Source organism: Rhodococcus globerulus, from assembly GCF_019334125.1.
In the GTDB taxonomy this organism is placed as follows: Bacteria; Actinomycetota; Actinomycetes; order Mycobacteriales; family Mycobacteriaceae; genus Rhodococcus_F; species Rhodococcus_F globerula.
In genome coordinates this window covers 4468779-4490526 of the sequence record NZ_CP079698.1, presented here as the reverse complement: position 1 = coordinate 4490526, position 21748 = coordinate 4468779, and the positions used below count along the sequence as shown (strand labels likewise).

Here is a 21748-nt window from a genome sequence, read left to right as displayed (position 1 = left end):
GCCAAACGTGGGGCTGCAGGTCGTCAGACCTGCAGCCCCACTTCATGTTACGGGCGAAGAACGATCAATTCCGCTCTACGAGCCGAAGATGTTACCCAGCGAACCCGATCCACCGGGTACCGTACCCGCTTCGGTGACGTTGATTGTCGACCCGGCAGATTCCGACGCCTTCATCCCGGGACCACCGCTGAACACCGCAGTGATCGAATGATTACCCGCAGTGGCGAAGGTGTGATCAAGAACAGCAACACCGTTGACCACGTCCACCGCTGCGCCCAGCGGCACATTGCCTTCGAAGAACTGCACTGTACCGACGCTGCCCAGCGGAGACACATTGGCCTTCAACTGAACACTTTTACCCACAACACCTGATGCCGGCACATTCAACGTTGTCGTCGTATCCACATCAGTCGGCGCTACAACAGTCACATTGACAGTCTCCGCATTCGACGTCGAGCCGGCCAACGTACCGAAACCGCTGTACACAGCAGTCACCGTAACCGTAGCGGCAGTGTTGAGCGTATGCGGCAACGTCGCTGCACCGTTGACTACCGGAACCGAACCAACGCTGACACCGTCAACTTTGAAGTCGACCGTGCCGCCTGACGGAGCCGGATCACCTGAAGGCTGACCGGCAACCGCAGCGGAAAGATCCAGTTCCACACCGACCTTCGCTTCACCGGCAACACTGAGCACGGTTGTCGAAGTCGTGTCGACAACCACTGCATCAGAGACCGTCACCGTCGACGGACCAGCGCTCGACGCCACAAAACCGGCGCCCGAGAAATCCGCCGTCACCGACTGCACACCCGCAGCAGCAAACGTGTGCGACAGCGTCGCAACACCATTCGACACCACAGCAGAACCAACCTCGACACCGCCAACCTTGAACGACACCGAACCCACCGCAGAAGCCGGAGCAACCGTCGCCGTCAAATCAACAGCAACACCCGTCGTCGCCGCAGACGGAACCGACAAACCAAGCGTCGTGTCAACATCAACCGGAACCGGATCAGACACCGTCACCGTCGACGGACCCGCACTCGACGCCACAAAACCAGCACCCGAGAAATCCGCCGTCACCGACTGCACACCCGCAGCAGCAAACGTGTGCGACAGCGTCGCAACACCATTCGACACCACAGCAGAACCAACCTCGACACCGCCAACCTTGAACGACACCGAACCCACCGCAGAAGCCGGAGCAACCGTCGCCGTCAAATCAACAGCAACACCCGTCGTCGCCGCAGACGGAACCGACAAACCAAGCGTCGTGTCAACATCAACCGGAACCGGATCAGACACCGTCACCGTCGACGGACCCGCACTCGACGCCACAAAACCAGCACCCGAGAAATCCGCCGTCACCGACTGCACACCCGCAGCAGCAAACGTGTGCGACAGCGTCGCAACACCATTCGACACCACAGCAGAACCAACCTCGACACCGCCAACCTTGAACGACACCGAACCCACAGCGGAAGCCGGAGCAACGGTCGCGGTCAAATCAACAGCATCACCTGTCGTCGCGGCAGCCGGAACATTTAGCACCAGCGACGTTTCCACATCAACCGGAACCGGATCAGAGACCGTCACCGTCGACGGACCCGCACTCGACGCCACAAAACCAGCGCCCAAGAAATCAGCCGTCACCGACTGCACACCCGCAGCAGCAAACGTGTGCGACAGCGTCGCAACACCATTCGACACCGAAGCAGAACCAACCTCGACACCGCCAACCTTGAACGACACCGAACCCACCGCAGAAGCCGGAGCAACCGTCGCCGTCAAATCAACAGCAACACCCGTCGTCGCGGCAGCCGGAACATTTAGCACCAGCGACGTTTCCACATCAACCGGAACCGGATCAGAGACCGTCACCGTCGACGGACCCGCACTCGACGCCACAAAACCAGCGCCCAAGAAATCCGCCGTCACTGACTGCACACCCGCAGCAGCAAACGTGTGCGACAGCGTCGCAACACCATTCGACACAACAGCAGAACCAACCTCGACACCGCCAACCTTGAACGACACCGAACCCACCGCAGAAGCCGGAGCAACCGTCGCCGTCAAATCAACAGCAACACCCGTCGTCGCCGCAGACGGAACCGTCAAACCAACCGTCGTATCAACATCAGGCGGAGCCAAGACAGTCACAGTGACCGGAGCTGAGATCGGACCGACGCCAACAGCATTCGCCGCAACGGCAGTCACGGTCAGAGGGCCGACCTCGCTGGTGACGATGTCACAGCTGAAAGCACCGGCAACACCAGCGGTAGCCTTGCACGTCTTGTTACCAGCAATAACAGTGACCTCCGAATTGGCCTCAGCAGTACCGGAAACCGTCACGGTGCCGCCGACAACAACAGATGTCGGGTTCACGGTGACTGCGGTCGGCGCCGCAGGGGCGGTCGGCGCAGCTGCCACAGTTCCGGTCTGCGCGGTCGAGGTCGATACTGCGTTGGTGGCGTCGCTGAGGTATTTCGCGGTGATCGAGTACGGCTTGCCGGCGTCCGCGCCGGACGGGGTCCACGCGTAGGTAGCGGTGCCGTTGGCGATCGTGCCGGTACCAATGGGGTTGTCGTTGTTGAAGAAGGCGACGTCGCCGGTGGCACCTGTTGTGACGGTGGCCGTCAGAGTCGAGGCCCGATCGGCCTGCGGTGCAGGCGCTACGGCGAGGGTGGTCTGCGTCGCAGCCTTTGCAACGGTGATCGACGGACCCGTATTGGCGGTTTCAGAGCCCGTACCCTGGTTCGCGCTGATGCCGGCGCCCGTTATCAGGGCTACGTCGCGGGCACAGTTCTGGCCGACGGTGTACTTGACCGTGTAGTCGATGTTCCGATCGACGGCGCTGCGGATCCACGATCCCGTCATGCTCACAGATGTGGAGGTCGTATTCGTGCCGACGCCCTTACCGGCGACTTTTGACGAATCCACGACGTAGGTGAGGCAGTCCGGGTGAATGTCCTTGAAGGCACTGATGGTCGGAGCGATACCACCGTTCCACCGGATGTTGTTCGTGACTGTGATTGTTTCGCCGGGGACGGGCGTACCGTTGCTGATCGTTCGGTTGAATGTCCAACTGCCGGACGTCGTCGATGTGCTCACGGGCGCAGCGGACGCTGTCATGACGCCGAACGACGTCGCGAAGCCCACCGCCATCGCTGCGGTGCTGACGCCGGCTAACAACCGACGTAACTTCTTGTCTTTCATGTGCTTCGAGCCCTCTCTCTGCGATGCACTGACTGGACGGAACAACCGCCGCAGCCAGTGCCACAGCAGCAGTTGAGCTAAATCCGAATCTGCTTTGCGCAGCAGAAGGGAAGCCCACCCAGCGAGTCGACATTTTGGTTAAGAACTGTTGATCAAAAGTTGAATCACAGAGTAGCTAGAAAACTGCTACCTGTATCAGTTTTGGTAAGACGGACGTCCAATAAGGAGCAAAATGTTGCTGGCCACCGTCTTGGGTGAGCTAAGGAGGCCGAAATAGACAAGAGCGGAGCTGCAGATCATCAGACCTTCAGCCCCGCTCTGCGCGAAACAACTACCCCCAAGCCGAACACACCTGGTCGGGCAGAAAAGCAGCCGAGGCCGCGACAAAATCGTCGCGGCCTCGGCTTTTCAGCTAGGAAGAAGTCAGCGCAACACATCCGTGCCGACAAACGGAACCAGTGCTGCCGGCACGCGAACGGTGCCGTCGGCCTGCTGGTGGTTTTCGAGGATCGACACAATCCAGCGCGTCGTGGCGAGGGTGCCGTTGAGGGTGGCAGCTGTCTGCGGCTTGCCGTTCTCGTCGCGGTACCGAACGCTCAACCGTCGCGCCTGGAACGTGGTGCAGTTGGAGGTCGAGGTCAGTTCGCGGTACGCCTGCTGCGTCGGAACCCATGCCTCGCAGTCGAACTTACGAGCGGCCGAGGAACCAAGGTCTCCGCCGGCAACATCGATGACGCGGTACGGAATCTCCATGGCGTCCAACATGTCCCGCTCCCAACGCAGGAGACGCTGATGCTCGGCGTCGGCGTCCTCCGGTCGGCAGTATGTGAACATTTCGACCTTGTCGAACTGGTGGACGCGGATGATGCCGCGGGTGTCCTTGCCGTAGCTTCCCGCTTCACGGCGGAAGCACGAGGACCAACCGGCGTAGCGCTTCGGGCCTTCGTTCAGCTCGAGAATTTCACCCGAGTGGTAACCGGCCATCGGGACCTCGGAGGTGCCGACGAGGTAGAGGTCGTCTTCCTCGAGGTGGTAGATCTCGTCGGAGTGAGCGCCGAGGAAGCCGGTACCGGCCATGATCTCGGGGCGCACGAGCACCGGCGGAATCATCATCGTGAAGCCGTTGGAAATCGCCTTCTGCGCCGCGAGCTGCAGCAGACCGAGCTGGAGCATCGCGCCGTACCCGGTCATGAAGTAGAAACGCGAACCCGAGACCTTCGCGCCGCGCTCCATGTCGATGAGGTTGAGCGATTCACCGAGCTCGAGGTGATCCTTCGGCTCGAAGTCGAACGACGGAATGTCGCCGACAGTCTCGAGGACGATGTAGTCGTCTTCGCCGCCGGCGGGGGCGCCCTCCTGCACGACGTTGGAGATCGCGCGATGGGCAGCGTCGAGCGCGGCCTGAGCCTCGTGCTGCGCGGCTTCGGCTTCCTTGACCTTGGCCGCAAGTTCCTTGGACCCCGCGAGCAGTGCGGGACGCTCCTCCGGAGATGCCTGACCGACCTTCTTGCCGAACGCCTTCTGCTCGGCGCGGAGGTTGTCTCCGGTCAGCACAGCGGCGCGTCGGGACGCGTCGGCTTCGAGCAGAGCGTCGACCAGTCCGGGATCTTCTCCACGGGTGCGCTGCGACTCGCGGACGATTTCGGGATTCTCGCGGAGGAACTTGAGGTCAATCACGACTAGGAACTTTACCCACTCACCCCAGGTCGCCAACGGTCACGTCCGCGGCCGCTCCGGGCGACGCTCAGGATTCGAGCAGGGAAAGATAGTCCTCGCGTCCGAACATCCGGGCCGCGTCGATAGCGCTCGGATGCCCGCCGCGCGGGTCGGCTCCCCCGCTCACCAGTGCTTTTACGACGGCGTCCTCACCCTTGAAGACGGCACCGGCAAGGGGTGTCTGGTTCTTGTCGTTGGCCCGATTGACGTCGGCGCCACGCTCGATCAGAGCAACGACGGCATCAACGTGGCCGTGATATGCGGCCAACATCACCAGCGTGTCGCCGCTGCTGTTGGTCAGATCCACCGGAATCCCGGCGTCGATGTACGACGCCAGAGACGCCGCGTCGCCGGTCCGCGCCATGTCGAAGAGGCGCCCGGCAAGTTCGACGGCTTCGGGTTCGAGCCCGGATTCTTCGGTCATAGTCCATAAAATACCTGCTTCGGACGTAAACGTTTTGCCGTGAAGGTTCGGTACGGCATGGAAAACAGGCATGATGGGATCGATGCCTGAAGACAAGATCGAGAAGCCGTCCGATCCGGCGGGCCCGACGGGCGCGTCGGAGAAGAAAACCGTCTCAGCGCACCGCACCAGACGCGTTCTGGCTGCTGTTGCGGTGGGCGCGGTTGTTGCCGCCATTGCGACAATCGCGATTTCCGGCGGCCTGAACAGTGGCGATAAGCCAGCTGCCACTGTCGGCGGAATCGGCTCTCAGGCCACCAACAAGTCCGCCGAAGAAAACGCCTTCACGTCTGCCGGCGCGGGCGATTGCCTGAACTGGACGCCTGCGACGGCATCGGGTGGTGATCGCACCGACATGTCCATCGTCTCGTGCGACACCGAGCACCGCTTCGAAGTTGCCGGCCCGCTCGACTTGTCGGTGTTCCCGGGCGCGGAGTTCGGCCCCGGATCGCGATACCCGGGCGCGCTGCGGTTCGCAGAACTGCGCGACGAGCACTGCACTCCGATCGTGAACTCGTACCTCGGCTCGCGGTTCGACCCGAAGGGCAAGTTCAGCGTCGGACTGATGTTCCCGAGTGAATCGTCCTGGACGTCTGGCGACCGTTCGCTGCGCTGTGGTCTGCAGTTCTCGACCACAACCGGTGAACTTCTGCCATTCATCGGCAGGGTTGCCGATCAGGATCAGTCGAATGTCTGGGACGTCGGAACCTGCATCGGCATCAACCAGAATCTCCCGACCGACCCCGTGGATTGCGCAAACCCCCACGCGTACGAGGTCATCTCGGTGATCGACCTGGGCACTCAGTTTCCCGCAGGCATGCCGTCGGTCGAGGATCAGGACGCCTATCTCGAAGGAGTCTGCACGCAGGCTGCCAACGAGTACCTGGGTTCTGCCGACGCCTTGCGCGACAAGACACTGACCCTGTTCTGGGACAACATCGCCCTCGAGAGCTGGTTGGCCGGCAGCCGACGCGTCAACTGCTCCGTCGGCACGGAAGTCGCCACCGGTGGGTTCGCGGCCATCACCGGCAGTGCCAAAGGCGAAATCCTGATCAACGGCGCGGCTCCGGTCCCGCCGCCTTCAGCACCGGAAGGTCGGTCAGTGCCGACGCCGTTGCCCGGCGCGTCCCCGCCGTCGTAAGCCATGACGGTAACCATGAACGACGACCGGTTCGAAGACCTGGTCGGCGAGGCACTCGATCTCATTCCGCCGGAATTGGCAAAGGCCATCGACAACGTTGTTGTCCTGGTCGAACCTCGTGACCCCGAGGAACCGGGGCTTCTCGGGCTGTACCAGGGCATTGCCCTCACCGAGCGTGACTCTCAGTACGGCGGATACCTGCCGGACACGGTGACCATCTACCGCGACGCGATCCTCGACATCTGCGAGTCCGAAGAAGAGGTCGTGCACGAGGTTGCGGTCACGGTCATCCACGAGATCGCCCACTACTTCGGAATCGAAGAGGACCGTCTGCACGAACTCGGGTGGGGTTGAGAAACCAGTCCGATTTCGAGGGAACCGACAGCTCCCGGCGCGCATCAAAGTAGGTGCGGGGAGTTTGACGTTCGGCGTCTGTAGGGCGACGGATGATGATCCTCGCCCATCATTCGCACTGGTCACCTAGGAGTTCGGCACATGCACGTCGATCCTCACGCACTGATTACCGCTGCCCTCGAACTCGAAGCCGGGGCCGCACGGCTGCGCGGAGTCGTCGCGTCCACAAGACCCGCCCGGCAAGTCCTGCCGTCCGGCTCCGACGAAGTGTCCACCAGCGCCGCGAGCAGTTTCAATGCGACGTCCGAAAGCTTGGCATCGTCAGCCGACCGCGCTGTTGCCGAACTCGAAGACGCAGCCGCCGCACTGCGCCGCTACGCCGCCGCCTATGAATTCGAGGACAACCGGACGCAGGCGGATCTGGCTTCGGCTCCACTCTGATCCTCGTCCGCAGACACGTCACTACTTCGCACATTTTCACTTCTGGGGGGAAGAACAATGGTCGGCATCACCGGCGTCATCTGGTATCCACGCGGCGCAGCGCCCAATTCAGCTGCGTTGATCGCCGGCGCGGGCCCGGTGCCACTCAGCGTCGCGGGCGGAGCCTGGACGGCAGTATCCGCCGGACTCGGAGACACTGCGTCGACGGTCAGCCGAGTGATGGCAAATCTACGAATCGGCTGGACGGGCGACGCTGCCGATGCCGCTCTCGCCAAGTTCAAACCGTTCGAGGAGTGGGCGGCGCGGTCTTCCATGCTCGCCCAGAAGACCGGCGGCAAAGCACAGGTTCAGTCGGCGACGTACACCGTCGCGGCTATCGCCATGCCGTCGTTACCGGAAATCGCTGCCGTCGAAACAGCCAAGCTGGCCGCGTACACGCTCGGCGGCGCCCTCACCGGATCGGCTGCGGTGGCTGAACTGGCTGCAGAGCAGCTCAAGCTCCGGGCAGCGGCGGCCATGGAAACCTACGATTCCGCTACGGCTCCCCTCGCCGTGCGGGACGAGTTCGAGCCGCCGCCGTCCATCACCATGTCCGACGTTGCCGGCCAAGGCCCCCAGCAGAATGTCAGCGTCGCCGAACAGACCGTCAACGCATTTGTCGAGCCGGTCCGCACTGCTGCGGCGGCAATCACGTCGGTGCTCTCCAACCCTGCAGTCACTGCGGCCGCTTCCCAGCTCGGTGCCGTACTCGCCGGATCCAACGCCGCCACCACTGCAGCAACAGCAGCCGCAACCACGGCTACCGCGGCGGCTGGTGCCGTGTCGGCGGCGGTCGGTGCGGGCGGTGGGTTAGCCGGTGGGCTGGGCGCGGGTGCAACATCATTCCTGAGTTCACCGTTGACCGCCCTGACCGGCGGTAACAGCACTGGACGGCATGCGACAGCCACCACCGCAGCGTCTGCCACAACACCCGTCGGCGCATATTCGACCGGCGCAGGGCTTTCGGTCAGTTCTGCCGACCAGATCACGCCCCGCGCGGCGTCCGGGACAGTAGTCAATGCTGTCGGCACCGAAAGTGTGCGCTCCGACGCCGTCCGCGCTACGCCGAGTTCCGGAACGGGCCCCGTCGCCAGCGGTCGGCATGCCGCGGCAGATGACGACGACACCGAATTCCACGACACCCCCGACTACCTCAAGCACTTCGAGCATTTTGCCGATGGGCGTACCGTCATCACCTCGGTGATCGGTGCCGCCGATCTGGAATCGCGCCTGTGAGCACCCTTGATCTCGGAATAGCCACCGACACCGACGCTTTCCCCTCCGTCGATCTGACGTCGGCGGAGATCGAGTATGCCCGCGAGCGCCTCGGCCTCGACGTGCTCCCGGTGGTACTCGGCGGCACAGCACTCTGGGATTCGGTAGCCGAATACGATGCCGCAATGCGCAGTGCAGCAACATCTTTGGCTGCGCGAGATCTTCTCCTGGGCGGCGAGATCCATCACGGCATAGCTGCGACACTGCGCACCCTGACGCGCCCCGCATGGGAACTTGCACTGCGCAGCCACAACCAGGGAACACTGACCCGGGTGTGCGTTGCCGCCGACGAAACGCTTTGCGTGGAAGCATCTTTCAACGAAGAAACCAGAATCTACACACTTCACAAAGTCGTGAATCCGGCAGATGCGGTGGTGCGCGCACTCGGCCCGTCGGAACCCATGCCGATTGCCGTGATCAACGCACCCACCGACATGCTGAGCGCCGCACTGAACGCCGGACCCGACGCAGACACCGTCGCCGACGCTCTGACCCAAGCCGGCGTACCACCCGTCGAGGCCGGCCAGCTCGGCAGTGCGATGGTCACCTGCACGTCCTTCACCGAAATTGTCGGCATCCCGCGGGGCGTCGGCACCGAGAATCTCCCCGCCGGAGTGGTGTCGGTCTTCAATACCGCGCATGGCCGCGTTGTCGCGTCGTCAAGCACGTCGGCCGACGGTACGCAGTGGAGCTCGATCAGTTCCGGAACACCCCAACGGCTCCGACAGGCGGTGAATTCGCTGGTAGAACTGCTGTCCGAATCGCCTGGTGCCGTCTCCCGGTAACCTAGGGCGATCCCCTAGACGCCCGGAGCCTTCACCCAGCATGCCTTTGACCACCCCCACCACCACCGTCGAGTCACCGCACAAACCGAGAACACGGCAGTACCGCGAAGACCTCAACGGGCTTCGGGGACTCGCGATCGCCTTGGTGGTGGTCTTCCATGTGTGGTTCGGCAAGGTATCCGGCGGGGTCGACGTCTTCCTGGTTCTGTCCGGCTACTTCTTTGTCGGTTCGCTGGTTCGCCGCGCCGAGGCCGGTGGCTCGCTCAATCCCCTACCGGCGTTCAAACGGGTATTCGTCAGATTGTTCCCCCCGATCGCGGCGGTGACGTTCCTGACCGCGGCGGCGGCCTTGGTGCTGTTGCCTCGAACCCGATGGGCCGGCCTCGCCGACGAGCTGACAGCCGTTCTCGGCTTCTTCCAGAATTGGCAGCTTGCGCTTACGTCGAGCGACTATCTGGCGGCCGACGGTTCGGTGTCTCCGCTCCAACACTTGTGGTCGATGGCCGTGCAGGGTCAGTTCTATCTCGTGGCCATCGCAGTGGTGCTGGTGGTTGCGTCATGCGTATCACGCACTCGCCCAGAGCTTCTGCGACCAACACTGACGCTGGTGTTCGGCGCGTTTGCTGTTGCGTCGTTTACCTACGCCGCAGTGATGTCGGGCCACGATCAAGCCTGGAACTACTACGATTCCGCGGCCCGCCTGTGGGAGCCGTCGGTGGGCGCACTCGCGGCGTTGATGCTGACACGCTGGAATATCACGCGGGTCGGAGCGTGGCCACTTGCACTGAAAACAGCTCTCGGCATCGCCGGATTGGCGTCGATTCTGCTGTGTGGGTTCTTCCTCGACGGCGCCGAGCAATTCCCCGGACCGTGGACGCTGGTTCCCACGCTCGCGGCCATCGCACTGATAGTCAGCGGCGAGGGCAACAAGACTTGGACCGCACACATTCTCGCGCACCCCGCCCTCTCGCAGCTTGGCTCCTTCGCCTTTGCGCTGTACCTGGTGCACTGGCCGATCCTGGTGTTCACCCTCGTTGTGACCGGGCGCCCGGAAGCCGGATTTGTGGGCGGGACGTTGATTATCGCCGCATCGCTCGCGGTGGCCTACGGCTTGCGGATGGCGGTCGAGGTACCGATCGAGCGCGATGCTCCGGCACGGAGGCCGATCCTGCTGGCCTCCGTCGTCGGTGCGGCGGTCATCGTCACCGGAATGTTCGGTTGGCAGGCCTACGTGGGAAGTCAGAGCACGGGTCAGCGCGCAGCCGATACCCTCGACATCCCCACCCACCCCGGCGCATTGACGTTGACCGACGGGGTTTCAGTCCCGCAAGCCTCCATGGTTCCGTCCATTTTCGACGCACCACTGGATCTTCCGATAACCACGCTCGACGGCTGTATCTCGGATTTCCAGCAGATCGACATCGTGACCTGCACGTACGGTGACGTGAACGCAGACCGCACGATCGCCCTGGCCGGGGGATCCCACTCCGAGCACTGGATCACCGCACTCGACGAACTCGGCCGCAGCAATGGTTTCCGGGTCGACACGTATCTGAAGATGGGTTGTCCGCTGGTCGCGGGAGAGAGCCCCGCCGTCAGCGACGTGCCGGATTGTGCGCCGTGGTCGAGCGCGGTCATCGACCGACTTGCCGCCACCACACCCGATTATGTGTTCACGACCGCCAGCCGGCCCAGTCCGGACGGTCCCGGCGACGTGACGCCCGAAGCCTACGTCGAGGTGTGGCACGAGCTGGAGCAGAGCGGCGTTCAGGTTCTCGCGATCCGCGATACTCCATGGCTGCACCACGACGGCGTTCCGTATCGCGCCATCGACTGCCTGGCAACCGCTACCTCAGCGGATCATTGCGCGTTGCCGCGGGCAGACATGCTCAGCGACATCAACCCGGCGTGGGAGGCAATTGCGGAACTCTCCAACGTAGCGCTACTGGATCTGAGCGATGGTGTCTGTGGTCCCGATCTATGCCGCGTGACGGAGGGAAATGTGTTGGTGTACCACGATTCCCACCACCTCACAGCAAGCTACGTCCGAACCTTGACGCCGGAACTCGGCCGTCAGTTAGGTTCAGCGACAACCTGGTGGTGAGCTGGAGCGTCAGCCCATCACGTCGTCGGCGCCCGGAATGAGCCGGTGCTCGAACGGCGGGTTCACCGTTCCCCAGCGCAAGCAATCCCAACCGCCGTCGGCGCGCGGCAGTAGTTCGACGCTTTCGGTGTTCGCAAGGTGATTGTTCGCCGCGAACAGTCCCGGGATGCCCGCGAGCTGAGCTGCGACCAGCCTGATGGCGGCGCCGTGGCTCACGACAACGATATCGCCGGCGCCCGACGACCCTTCGAGGAACTCGTCGCGCAGCGAGTTGACCACGGGGACATACCGTTCCAAGACGTCGTAACCGGTTTCGCCACCGGGTATACGCATACCGAGGTTGCCGGTGTGCCAGTGATGGAAGGTTTCGACAAACAGACGGTGCGCGTCTTCGTCGGTGCGATCTTCCAGGTCACCTGCCTGCACTTCATGCAAACCGTCTCGCACGTCCAGTGAGACCCCGGCGGCCTGTTCGACGAATCCCGCTGTCTGCCTTGCGCGCAACGCCAAGGACGACACCAAGGCGAGCGGCGGCGCGGCGGCCAGACCCTTGCCCAGAACTTCGGCCTGCGCCAGCCCTTCCGGGGTGAGTTTGGCTCCGGGCAACGCTGTGTCGAGCCGCTTCGCTACGTTGGCTTCGGTCTGGCCGTGCCGAACGAGAATGAGCCTGCCGGTCATCGTTCTCCCTCTCCGCGTTTGAGGTCTTCGATCCACGCGATCGCTGTTTCATCCGAAGGAGGCTGTGGCCCTGTTGAATTCGCGGTCGCCCACGACCCCAGGAAGCGAACTCCGGATTTTCGGTACAACGCGCGCATCGCTTCGGCCACCAGGGAGTCTTCGACGTGCCCAACACAGTCGACGAAGAATCGGTAGGTTCCGAGCTCCGTGCGCATCGGACGCGATTCGATTCGCGTCAAATCGATTCCGCGAGCGGCAAATTCAGATAGTGCCTGGACCAGAGATCCGGGAGCGTTGTCCAGATGGAGCACCAAGGCGGTGCGGTCTGCGCCGGTTCTGGCCGGTACCGGCGCAGGTTTGGTGACCAGCACGAAGCGCGTCACCGCGCCTCCCACGTCGGCGACATTGTCTGCAAGGCTTGACAATCCGAGCATCTGGCCGGCCAAGGCCGTGGACACACCGGCGTCGACGGTTCCCGCCTGCACGTCCAGCGCGGCACCGGCATTGGACGAGGAGATCACAACTTCCGCGTTCGGGAGATTGGCCGCGATCCATCCCCGCACCTGGGCGCTCGCGTGCGGGTAGGCACCGATGGTGCGCACCTGATCAGCACTGATGCCGTCGCGAACGAGGATGGAAAAGCTCACCTCGATCTCGGTCTCGGCCACGATCTGCAGCGGCGAGCCCAAGGCGAGTGAGTCCAGCGTCGGCGCGACACCGCCTTCCACCGAGTTCTCGAACGGCACCACGGCGCCGTCGACAACGCCGTCACGAACCAGGTCGAGCGTCGAGGGTGGGCTACCGGCAGGCACCCGTTCGACCAGCTCGTCGAATGCGCCCTCTGCCTCGAACTGGGCGAGCGCTATCTCCGTGAAGGTTCCCGACGGACCGAAATACGCGATTTTTGGCACGCCTCAAAGGTTACGCAACGATCAGCTCAAACCTGCCGAATGCAGTGCCGTTTCCACCGAAGTCGGGTCGGATACCTCGATCGTGAGGAGAACCTCGCGCAACGCGGACTGGGCTTCGGGGATGAGCGCAGCCAGTTTTGCCGGCTGCGGGTCGAGAATGGCAGCGCGGGCGTCGTCGCCGCGCAGGGCCGCCATGGTTCCGCACAGCAATCCGATCACCTCGTCCGCGTCGGCCGCTCGGGCGACAAATCCCACCGATTCGTGGGCCAGCACGGCCAGAAAATCGGCGATTTCGGCAGGTGAGTGCCCTGAATCGAGGCCCGGGATGCGTCCTCCTTCACAGAGCAACGCAGCCGATTCGGCCGGAGACAGAACCTCGTCGCCGCCGTCGACGTACACCGCGAGCGGGGCGGGCACGCGAAGTGCGATGGCGTCGTCGATCTGTTCGGTTGTGCACTCCAGATCAAAGCGCACCGCTTCGTACGACGCACCGGCGTCCGCTCGCAACCGCGCGGGGTCGATATCGAGGAGAACTACGACGCGTCCAGCGGATTCGGCTCCGAGCAGGGCAGATGCGGGAACAACGCGGGGTTCGCCAGGGGCGCCGAGGAGGAGTCCGTCGAGCAGTCCACGGGAACTTTTCGGGGGCAACCCGAGAGAAAGAGGTATGGCCACCGCTCCACCGTAGTGGCGGGTGCGGTCGGGGATTTCAGGCGAGTTGCGCAAAAGTCTTGCGATTCACACCACAGCAGCTTAGGTTAGGGTTACCTCATCAGCCGGTGAGGTAACCGGAAACACCCACCGAGGGGGCAGCATGGCTACGAAAACGAGCACCGGTCCATCCACCGCCGAACGAGTACGTAGCGCCTGCGCCCGAGCCCAGGATGCGGTTCTCGCGATCGAAGGCAGCGAACCGACCGTCACATCGGTGCACCACCTGCGATCCAACGGCGACATCGTTGTGGCCGTCCCCTCCGGCTCGGCTGCAACAGCACTTGCCTGGAGCGCCGGAAACGGCGGCCTACCTGCAGTGTTGGAGCTCACCGACCACGCGCCGCTGGCCCTGCGCGAACCTGTCCGCTCACTCGTCTGGCTGCGCGGCACACTGCACGCGGTGCCGGACTACGAATCGCGGGTACTGGCCGACGACGTCGCCGCCGAACACCCGCACCCGGCACTCCTCGACCTCGGTCACACCTCGGTACTACTCCGGTTGAGCCTCGCGTCGGCCGTTGTCGCAGACTCGTCAGGAGCCGAACCCGTCGCCGTGGAAGACCTGCTCGCCGCTCATCCCGATCCGTTCTGCGAAATGGAAACGGCGTGGTTGCAGCACCTCGACGAAGATCACAGCGACCTTGTGGACATGCTCACACGCAAACTGCCCTCGTACCTGCGCACCGGACGGGTACGCCCCCTCGGAATCGATCGCTACGGACTGCGTCTGCGCGTCGAGGACCACACCGGCGACCGGGACGTCTGGATGCCGTTTGCCAACCCCGTCGACGACGCCATCTCGCTGTCCCGCGCGATCCGCATCCTTGTCGGCTGCCCGTTCCTCAACGGCCTGCGCCCCGGCGGTTCACATGTCACAGGCGGCGCCGCCAACGGATAGCGTTGCGCGGGTGAATGCCCGCCAAACCGTCCGCTCGTGGTTGAACCCACCCGCTCCCGCCGGACCTGCTCTCGATGCGTCCGAACGTCGCGGTGTGCGGATCGAGATCACGATCGTCCTGCTGGTCACCTTCGGCCTCAGTGGCCTTTCCGGCGTCTTGTCGCTCCTCGAATCCCTCGCGACGCCGGTCGCCCTGTCCGATCAGACGGTGGCGCTCAATCCGTCGCAGGCAGCGATCGACTGGATCGACCTTGCTCGTCAATTGCTGAGTGTGACAAGACTGTTCGCGTGGGCTGCACTCGGCCTGTACCTGCTCTGGCGGGCGGGTATCGGCCCGACCGCAGCCGGCCTTCCTCCCAAACCGAAGCTACGACGCGACATCGCGCCCGGCTTTGGCCTTGCCGCCTTGATCGGCCTTCCCGGACTGCTGTTCTATCTCGCGGCGCAGGCGTTGAACATCAATCTCACCGTCCAGGCGAGTGCCCTCGACGATCACTGGTGGCGCGTCCCGATCCTGATTCTCTCGGCGATCGCGAACTCGAGCGCCGAAGAAGTTCTTGTTGTCGCGTATCTGATCAGCAGGCTGCGCCTGCTCGGGTGGGGCGAGAACTCGTCGTTGCTCGCGTCGTCGCTGCTGCGGGGCAGCTATCACCTGTACCAAGGTTTCGGTGGTGGTGTCGGCAACGTCGTCATGGGTCTGATCTTCGGTCGGTACTGGCAGCGAACGGGACGCCTGTGGCCGTTGATCATCGCCCACGCGCTCATCGACATGGTGGCGTTCATCGGTTACGCCCTGCTTCGCGATCATGTGGGTTGGTTGCCGTGACCGGTACCGTGAACTGGTGACCGGCGACTCCCCCTATCCTCAGCGCCCGCCGCGACCGGGTCCTCCACCTCAGGGTCCGCCGCCGCGGCGTCAGCCGCCGCGCCCGCCCGAGGGACAGCGCCCGCCCGAGGGAACTCAGGTCATTCGCCGTGACGGCCGGCCACCCCAGAACCAGCCACCCCAGAACCGGGCGTGGTCGCAGACCCCGCCACCCCAAAACCGCAACAACTGGGCCCCGCCGCAGCAACCACAGCCGTACCGGGACCCCCAGCAGAACCGGCAGCCACCGCAGGATCGGCAAGCGCAGCAATACCGTCAAGCTCCCCCGCCACCCCCGCGGAGGACGCCGCCGAATCAGCCACCCCGCCAGCCACCGCCGCGTCAGCAGCCGCCGTCGGCGCCTCGTCGACGCAAGAATTGGGGCAAGCGCATCGGCATCACGTTGCTGGTGCTGCTTCTCGCGTTTGTCGGCGCGATTTTCTACGTCGACAATTCACTGAATCGGATCGACGCACTTCCCGACTACGCCGGCCGCGTCGCGGATACACCTGGCACGAACTGGTTGATCGTGGGTTCGGACAGCCGCGACGGTCTGACTCCGGAGCAGGAGCAGGCGCTCGCGACCGGTGGCGATACCGGACCCAAGCGCACGGACACGATCATGCTGGTCCATGTGCCCAAGAGTGGGAAGACCACGATGGTCAGCATTCCGCGTGACTCGTATATTCCGATTCCGGGTGAGGGTTCCGACAAGATCAATGCCGCATTCGCGTGGGGCGGAGCGCCGTTGCTGGTGCAGACCGTCGAGGAAGCAACGGGTTTGCGGATCGACCACTACGCGGAAATCGGATTCAGCGGTTTTGCGGGAATCGTCGATGCTGTCGGCGGGGTCAACGTGTGCCTGGATTCTCCGATCGACGATCCCCTTGCCGGTATCAACTTGCCTGCCGGGTGTCAGGACCTGACAGGCTCGGAGGCGCTCGGATTTGTGCGTACCCGCGCAACGGCGCTGGCCGATCTTGATCGCATGAACAATCAGCGCAAGTTCATGTCGGCTCTGCTGTCGAAGGCCACCAGTCCTACGACGTTCCTCAATCCGTTCCGGTTGTGGTCCCTTGCCACCGACACGGCAAAGTCGCTTCAGGTCGACAACGGTGACCACATCTGGAATCTGGCGTCACTCGCGTGGGCTTTGCGCGGCGGCATGACAACTACAACGGTTCCCGTCGGCGGATTCGATTACGTCGACGGCTCGGGTGACGTTCTGCTGTGGGACAAGACCAAGGCATCACAATTCTTCGACGCGCTCGCCAATGATCAGCAGATTCCTGCGGAATTGGTCACACCCGGCTGAGCAACGTAGATCCCGGACGGCGGCCTGCACGCAGTAACCTGGAGACATGACACAGGCGAAGAACTCGAGCGAATTCACCCTTCTTCTGCGTGAGCAGATCCGGAACGAGTTCACGGCGTCTCAGCAGTACGTCGCGGTGGCCGTGTACTTCGATTCGCATGATCTTCCGCAAATGGCGACGCGTTTCTACAACCAGGCGAGCGAAGAACGCTCCCACGCCATGATGATGATCCAGTACTTGCTGGACAACGATCTCGACGTCGAGATTCCCGGAGTCGGCGAGGTTGTCACGAAGTTCGAAAATGTGCGCGGACCTGTGGAATTGGCGCTCGAGCAGGAGCACACCGTCACGGCTCAGATCACGCGTCTGGCTCGCACTGCTCGTGACACCGGAGACTATCTGGGTGAGCAGTTCATGCAGTGGTTCCTCAAGGAACAGGTTGAGGAAGTCGCGAGTATGACCACGTTGTTGTCGATCGTGGATCGGGCAGGAAACAATCTTTTCCACTTGGAAAACTTTGTGGCGCGCGAGATGAACAATCCGCCCGCAACCGATGCCACTGCTCCGAAAATTGCGGGTGCCGGGGCTTGAATAATTAGGTTTCCATTAGTTTGGAAACGCTTACCACAATAAGGCTGCACTGGGATGACAGTGCCCCTGACCTGCACTATCTTGGGGTTCATGACTTCTGGTGACACACACATGACTAAATTCCATGCGCTCCTCCGAGACCAGATTCGCAACGAATTCAACGCCTCGCACCAGTACACGGCAACTGCTGTTTATTTCGACTACGCCGATCTTCCGCAGCTTGCCAAGCACTTCTACAAGCAGGCCGTTGAAGAGCGCAATCACGCGATGATGATCGTCCAGTACTTCCTCGATCGCAGCATCAACGTCGAACTCACGGGTGTCGACGGCGCCAAGTCCGACTTCAAGGATGTCCGGGAAGCCATTGCGCTTGCACTCACCCAGGAGAAGTCCGTCACCGAGCAGATCGTTCAGCTCGCGAGCACCGCTCGTGAGGAAGGCGACTACTTGGGTGAGCAGTTCATGCAGTGGTTCCTCAAGGAGCAGGTCGAGGAAGTTGCGAGCATGACAACACTTCTCACCATCGCGGATCGTGCGGGCGCCAACCTGTTCGACATCGAGGATTTCGTGTCTCGTGAAATGAGCGTCGTTGGCGATTCTTCGGGAGCACCCGCCGTTGCCGGTGGAGCCGTCTAACGCCGCAACTCACTGCCGGCCAGCAGAATCGAGCTGATCAGCTCGGGTGAGTCGGTCATCGGAACATGCCCTACCCCAGGCAAAACTATGAGTTTTGCTTGCGGGAAGGGCTTTTTCACGCGCTGGGCTTGATAGACCGGCAGGATCAGGTCGCGTCGGCCCCACGCAACTGTCACGGGCACAGCCGGATTCACGATCGGCGGCAGCACAAAATCGAGTTCCATCCCTAGATCGACAAGCTCATTCGAGATAAGTGAACGGCAGTCGGCCAGGGCAGCGGAGTAGTCGACGTGACTCGGATGCGCGAAGAATGCGGCAAGCGCCGGATAGCGAATCAGCTTGTACTGCAACGCGCGGGGCAATCCGTCGCCGAAGAGTTTGGCCGTGCTTCGGAGTGCCTGAAACGTGCCTATCGCGCGCACCTGATCCAGATGATTGACAAAAAATCCGGCCGGCGAGAGCGCCGTTGCCGAAGCAACGTCGCCGCGTGCCGCGAGGCAGAGTGAGATCCACCCGCCGAGAGAATTACCGGCGACGTGGGCGCGCTCGCCCGGCGGCGTCACCTCTGTGATGAATGCACTGACGTCGTCGATCAACTGGCCCATGACATCAGTCCCGAGTTCGGGCAGCGCAGAATCCCCGTGACCGGGGAGATCAACCGTGACGACGCGCCGATACGGCGTCAACTGATCCAAAAGCGAATCCCACGCCTGGCGCCGATGAACAATGCCATGGACGAGCACAAGCGTGGGACCGCTACCGGAGATGTCGTGCGCCAAGGTCATCCGTAGAACTTTATACGTGACCTCGCGTAACGTCTATAGAAGCGCTATCAGCGCAGCGTGACCTGACGTCCACGCAGTCCGTCGCGCGAACGCAGTTCGGCCGACGTCAAAGGTGCGTCGACGGCCAGGGCCTGCGCCAGGCGATCGCCGAACTCGACCGTTGCCGCAACCCACTCGTTTGCGTGCTTCTCAGGGTCCAGGTCGAAGACCGGAACCAGCAGTCCGTGGGTGCGGAAGGATCCCGCGTAACGCGAACCCTCACCCAGGTTCAGTCCGCCGGCAGCGTGAACGCGAGCCAGTGCAAGCATCAGATCGTCTTCGCTTTCGGGGCGAACCCAACGCAGGTGCGCCTTCTCTCCGGCGTCTACCCACCAGGCTGCGACGAGGCCGTCACCTTCGAGCCGAGCCGACGGCATGATTGCCGCGTTGGCCTGCTCAACGGTGGCCTTGACCTGGGCATCCGTTTCGGTGCCTTCGGGGATCCACCAGTTGAAATCCTGGTAGACGGTGATGTCGAGCAGTGCGGCGGGATCGACGACAGCGGTGACGGCCGGGGTGTCCTCCGCCGGATCGGCAGCGGGGAGCGCGTCGCCGGGGGCTGCGTCGGCAACCCACGTCACGGATGCGGCGAGGTCTGCGCCCAGATCTGCGGAGTGAGCCTGAACCTGAACACCGACAAATCCGGTTGCCGTCTCACCCTCGTTGCGGACGAGAGCGGCAACAGCGCCGGGAAGAACCGTCGCGACGGTGACGGGACGATCCGAGCCGATGACGGGCAGCGGAGCCGTGGCCGAAGGAACGAATTCGCGCATGGCAACCAGGTCGCACTCTGCCGCGAGGCCTTCGAACGGGCGGTTGACCGCGCCTGATGCGGCGTCACGCTCTGCTTGGCGGGCTGCGAGCTTCGCTGCGCGCCCACTGTCTACCTTCGGTCCACTGTTTCTCTTGCTCTTCTTAGCCACGAGGGCAAAACTACACGGCATCACCCGCGATCAAGCACTGCCCAGCCATTGCTTCGTGCGTCCGGGATGGTTTGTGGCCACCCAACTGACCCCGAGCTCACGGCACAGGTCCACATCCGCCTTGTCGTCGACGGTCCAGCAGTAGGTAGCGCGTCCGGCCGCAGCGGCGCGGTCCACAAGATCGGGATGCTCTCGCAGCGCCTTGACCGACGGGCCGATCGCCGTCGCTCCCACAGCCGTCGACGCGCCGCCGCCGAGATACCGCGACGCATCCCCGAGAAGGACCGTCGGCAGAAGGGGAGCTGCTCGGCGCACGCGCCACACCGCGCTGGCCGAGAAGGACATCACGACGGCCCGGGAATGATCCGCGGACGGCGGCGACGCTATGCCGAAGCGGTGCAGTTCGGCGAGGAGTTTCGCTTCGACCAGTCCGCCGTACCGCACGGGGTGTTTGGTTTCGATGAACAGTTTCACCGGACGCGAGAAATCCAGCGCCAAGGTGATGAGTTCGGACAGGGTCAGCAGATCTGCGGGCTCGCCGGTTGATCCGAAGTCGAGTGCGGTCAGGGAATCGAGGGTCATCTCGCTGACGATGCCGGTGCCGCTGGACGTGCGGTCGACCTTGCGGTCGTGGACACAGACCAGGTGGCCGTCGCGGGTGAGCCGGACATCGCACTCGAGCCCGTCTGCCCCTTCTTCGAGGGCAAGCTCGTAGGCGGCAAGCGTGTGTTCCGGCCGCGCAGCCGACGCGCCTCGATGCGCTACGACAAGCGGGCCTCGGCGATCCGGGCTCACTGAGCGGCTGCTTTTTCCGGCACGGCGTTTTCCAGCACCGATCGTGGAACCGGCACCCATCTGGTCGCGGTGTCCGGTTCGCCTCGCCAATCCTTGTGCTCGATACGCCGGATCACCGCCAGCAGGAGCGCAGCGGTGACAGCGGCGATCAACGCAATGAAGGCCGAGAGGAGCACTCCATCGGCCATTGCCTGGAGGCCGGGTCGCGAGCGCCAATACGCGTTCACGACAAGGAGGAAGCCACTGAACGCCCAGAACCCCCACCAGATCTTGACGAGCCGGCTCCCGCGCGGGTCGCGGCGCACGAGTTCGAGTAGATATACGGGCGGCATCACGAGATTGAGGACCGGCACGGCGCAGCCGACCAGGATTTCACCGCGTGAGCGCGGATCAGCGCGCTTTTCCCGCGCGTACAGGTCGCGGCGCGCACGTAGCAGCCAACACACCGCGGCCACGGCGGCGAGAACAGCCGTAAGCAGCCCACCGAGTTGCGTGAAGTAGACGGCGGCGTCCGACAGCCGCAACAACAGTTGTGGGACCAGACGGGTCTGGTTGTACACCAGGATCGTGTAGCGGCCGAGTTCCGCGAAGACGGCCAACCCGTACAGGACTGCCGCAATGGTGAGCAACGAGCCGACGCGATCGGCCATCCGGTCGGCGCGAGACTCCTCGGCTGGGCTGGTGTCGACGACGTCGGTGAGTCCCCACGTCGGGACGGCGTCGTAGCGGGGCGTCGACGGGTCGGCGCGCGGCGGGTTGGGATCTCCGACGCCACGTGGTTCCCCGGGGTTGCGGGCGATCCACCGGAAGCCGCGACGGGAAGGGGGCAGATACACGTCGGTGCGGACCGGCATGAGGAGGACACCGCCGCAGCGGGGACACCATCTACCCGCGGGACCGACGACGGGCCATCGTGCGGCGCACCGTGCGCAGACCTGTAGCTGGTTCACATGCTCGATTCTGTCACGCCGTATCGGTAACGGCAGCAAATGGTTTCGGAGCTGTTCCGTAACCTGAACTTCATCTCCAGGTACAACTTTGTGCCGATAATGTGACCTGCGAC

Annotated in this window: 21 protein-coding genes; 11 read left to right on the top strand and 10 right to left on the bottom strand. The window is 63.3% G+C overall.

Annotated features, from left to right (window positions below; all coding sequences use genetic code 11):
* Positions 1-75: 75 nt before the first annotated feature.
* From KYT97_RS20460 to KYT97_RS20450, 3 genes are all read right to left on the bottom strand, one after another.
* Positions 76-3216, bottom strand: a complete 3141-nt coding sequence (locus tag KYT97_RS20460; RefSeq protein WP_245005889.1) for a beta strand repeat-containing protein — start codon at positions 3214-3216, stop codon at positions 76-78.
* A 423-nt stretch (positions 3217-3639) separates the two neighbouring features.
* Positions 3640-4893, bottom strand: coding sequence for a serine--tRNA ligase (gene serS / locus KYT97_RS20455; RefSeq protein WP_033235171.1), 1254 nt, complete (start codon positions 4891-4893; stop codon positions 3640-3642).
* Between the two features lie 67 nt (positions 4894-4960).
* The gene (locus KYT97_RS20450) at positions 4961-5356 is read right to left on the bottom strand and encodes an ankyrin repeat domain-containing protein (protein ID WP_092805552.1); all 396 of its coding nucleotides are present in this window, start codon (positions 5354-5356) and stop codon (positions 4961-4963) included.
* Positions 5357-5438: 82 nt separating this feature from the next.
* Between KYT97_RS20450 and KYT97_RS20445 the strand changes: the two genes are divergently transcribed.
* The 6 genes from KYT97_RS20445 to KYT97_RS20420 all read left to right on the top strand — a co-directional run bounded on the left by KYT97_RS20445 (position 5439) and on the right by KYT97_RS20420 (position 11534).
* Positions 5439-6536 carry a septum formation family protein gene (locus KYT97_RS20445; protein WP_245005888.1) on the top strand — a complete coding sequence of 366 codons (1098 nt, stop codon included), beginning with the start codon at positions 5439-5441 and terminating at the stop codon, positions 6534-6536.
* A gap of 3 nt (positions 6537-6539) precedes the next feature.
* Positions 6540-6890: a metallopeptidase family protein gene (locus KYT97_RS20440; protein WP_033235174.1), complete on the top strand. Its 351-nt coding sequence runs from the start codon at positions 6540-6542 to the stop codon at positions 6888-6890.
* Between the two features lie 141 nt (positions 6891-7031).
* Complete coding sequence (locus KYT97_RS20435) at positions 7032-7331, top strand: PE domain-containing protein (RefSeq protein WP_033235175.1); 300 nt, start codon at positions 7032-7034, stop codon at positions 7329-7331.
* A gap of 57 nt (positions 7332-7388) precedes the next feature.
* The gene (locus KYT97_RS20430; protein ID WP_219110552.1) at positions 7389-8606 is read left to right on the top strand and encodes a PPE domain-containing protein; all 1218 of its coding nucleotides are present in this window, start codon (positions 7389-7391) and stop codon (positions 8604-8606) included.
* Positions 8603-9430, top strand: coding sequence for an ESX secretion-associated protein EspG (locus tag KYT97_RS20425; RefSeq protein ID WP_219110550.1), 828 nt, complete (start codon positions 8603-8605; stop codon positions 9428-9430). The genes KYT97_RS20430 and KYT97_RS20425 overlap by 4 nt, the downstream gene beginning before the upstream one ends.
* A gap of 40 nt (positions 9431-9470) precedes the next feature.
* Positions 9471-11534, top strand: a complete 2064-nt coding sequence (locus tag KYT97_RS20420; protein ID WP_033235177.1) for an acyltransferase family protein — start codon at positions 9471-9473, stop codon at positions 11532-11534.
* A 9-nt stretch (positions 11535-11543) separates the two neighbouring features.
* On the opposite strand, the gene KYT97_RS20415 is transcribed toward KYT97_RS20420, so the two are convergent.
* Genes KYT97_RS20415 through KYT97_RS20405 form a run of 3 tightly spaced genes read right to left on the bottom strand, consistent with a single transcriptional unit; the run spans position 11544 to position 13798 of the window.
* On the bottom strand, positions 11544-12212 hold the full coding sequence (locus tag KYT97_RS20415) for a histidine phosphatase family protein (protein ID WP_033235178.1): 669 nt from the start codon (positions 12210-12212) through the stop codon (positions 11544-11546).
* Positions 12209-13123, bottom strand: a complete 915-nt coding sequence (pheA, locus tag KYT97_RS20410) for a prephenate dehydratase (protein WP_033235179.1) — start codon at positions 13121-13123, stop codon at positions 12209-12211. Before pheA ends, KYT97_RS20415 begins: the two co-directional genes overlap by 4 nt.
* A gap of 21 nt (positions 13124-13144) precedes the next feature.
* A complete protein-coding gene (locus KYT97_RS20405; protein WP_033235180.1) occupies positions 13145-13798 on the bottom strand; it encodes a hypothetical protein in 654 nt (217 codons plus the stop codon).
* Positions 13799-13937: 139 nt separating this feature from the next.
* Between KYT97_RS20405 and KYT97_RS20400 the strand changes: the two genes are divergently transcribed.
* The 5 genes from KYT97_RS20400 (at position 13938) to KYT97_RS20380 (ending at position 18143) form a co-directional block, all read left to right on the top strand.
* Positions 13938-14735, top strand: coding sequence for a DUF2470 domain-containing protein (locus tag KYT97_RS20400; RefSeq protein ID WP_033235181.1), 798 nt, complete (start codon positions 13938-13940; stop codon positions 14733-14735).
* Positions 14707-15561, top strand: coding sequence for a CPBP family intramembrane glutamic endopeptidase (locus KYT97_RS20395; RefSeq protein WP_045066276.1), 855 nt, complete (start codon positions 14707-14709; stop codon positions 15559-15561). The genes KYT97_RS20400 and KYT97_RS20395 overlap by 29 nt, the downstream gene beginning before the upstream one ends.
* 16 nt (positions 15562-15577) lie before the next feature.
* Positions 15578-16915 carry an LCP family glycopolymer transferase gene (locus KYT97_RS20390; protein WP_371851340.1) on the top strand — a complete coding sequence of 446 codons (1338 nt, stop codon included), beginning with the start codon at positions 15578-15580 and terminating at the stop codon, positions 16913-16915.
* A gap of 46 nt (positions 16916-16961) precedes the next feature.
* On the top strand, positions 16962-17507 hold the full coding sequence (locus tag KYT97_RS20385) for a ferritin (RefSeq protein WP_219110549.1): 546 nt from the start codon (positions 16962-16964) through the stop codon (positions 17505-17507).
* A 90-nt stretch (positions 17508-17597) separates the two neighbouring features.
* Positions 17598-18143, top strand: coding sequence for a ferritin (locus KYT97_RS20380; RefSeq protein WP_033235246.1), 546 nt, complete (start codon positions 17598-17600; stop codon positions 18141-18143).
* Here the strand turns inward: KYT97_RS20380 and KYT97_RS20375 are convergent.
* Genes KYT97_RS20375 through KYT97_RS20360 form a run of 4 tightly spaced genes read right to left on the bottom strand, consistent with a single transcriptional unit; the run spans position 18140 to position 21539 of the window.
* Entirely contained in the window at positions 18140-18928 is a 789-nt protein-coding gene (locus KYT97_RS20375) for an alpha/beta fold hydrolase (protein WP_172936910.1), read from the bottom strand. The genes KYT97_RS20380 and KYT97_RS20375 overlap by 4 nt on opposite strands.
* 47 nt (positions 18929-18975) lie before the next feature.
* Positions 18976-19890 carry a DUF5926 family protein gene (locus tag KYT97_RS20370; RefSeq protein WP_033235247.1) on the bottom strand — a complete coding sequence of 305 codons (915 nt, stop codon included), beginning with the start codon at positions 19888-19890 and terminating at the stop codon, positions 18976-18978.
* 30 nt (positions 19891-19920) lie between these two features.
* Positions 19921-20685, bottom strand: a complete 765-nt coding sequence (locus KYT97_RS20365) for a glycerophosphodiester phosphodiesterase (RefSeq protein WP_033235185.1) — start codon at positions 20683-20685, stop codon at positions 19921-19923.
* A complete protein-coding gene (locus KYT97_RS20360; RefSeq protein ID WP_245005887.1) occupies positions 20682-21539 on the bottom strand; it encodes a DUF4328 domain-containing protein in 858 nt (285 codons plus the stop codon). The genes KYT97_RS20365 and KYT97_RS20360 overlap by 4 nt, the downstream gene beginning before the upstream one ends.
* Between the last annotated feature and the right edge of the window lie 209 nt (positions 21540-21748).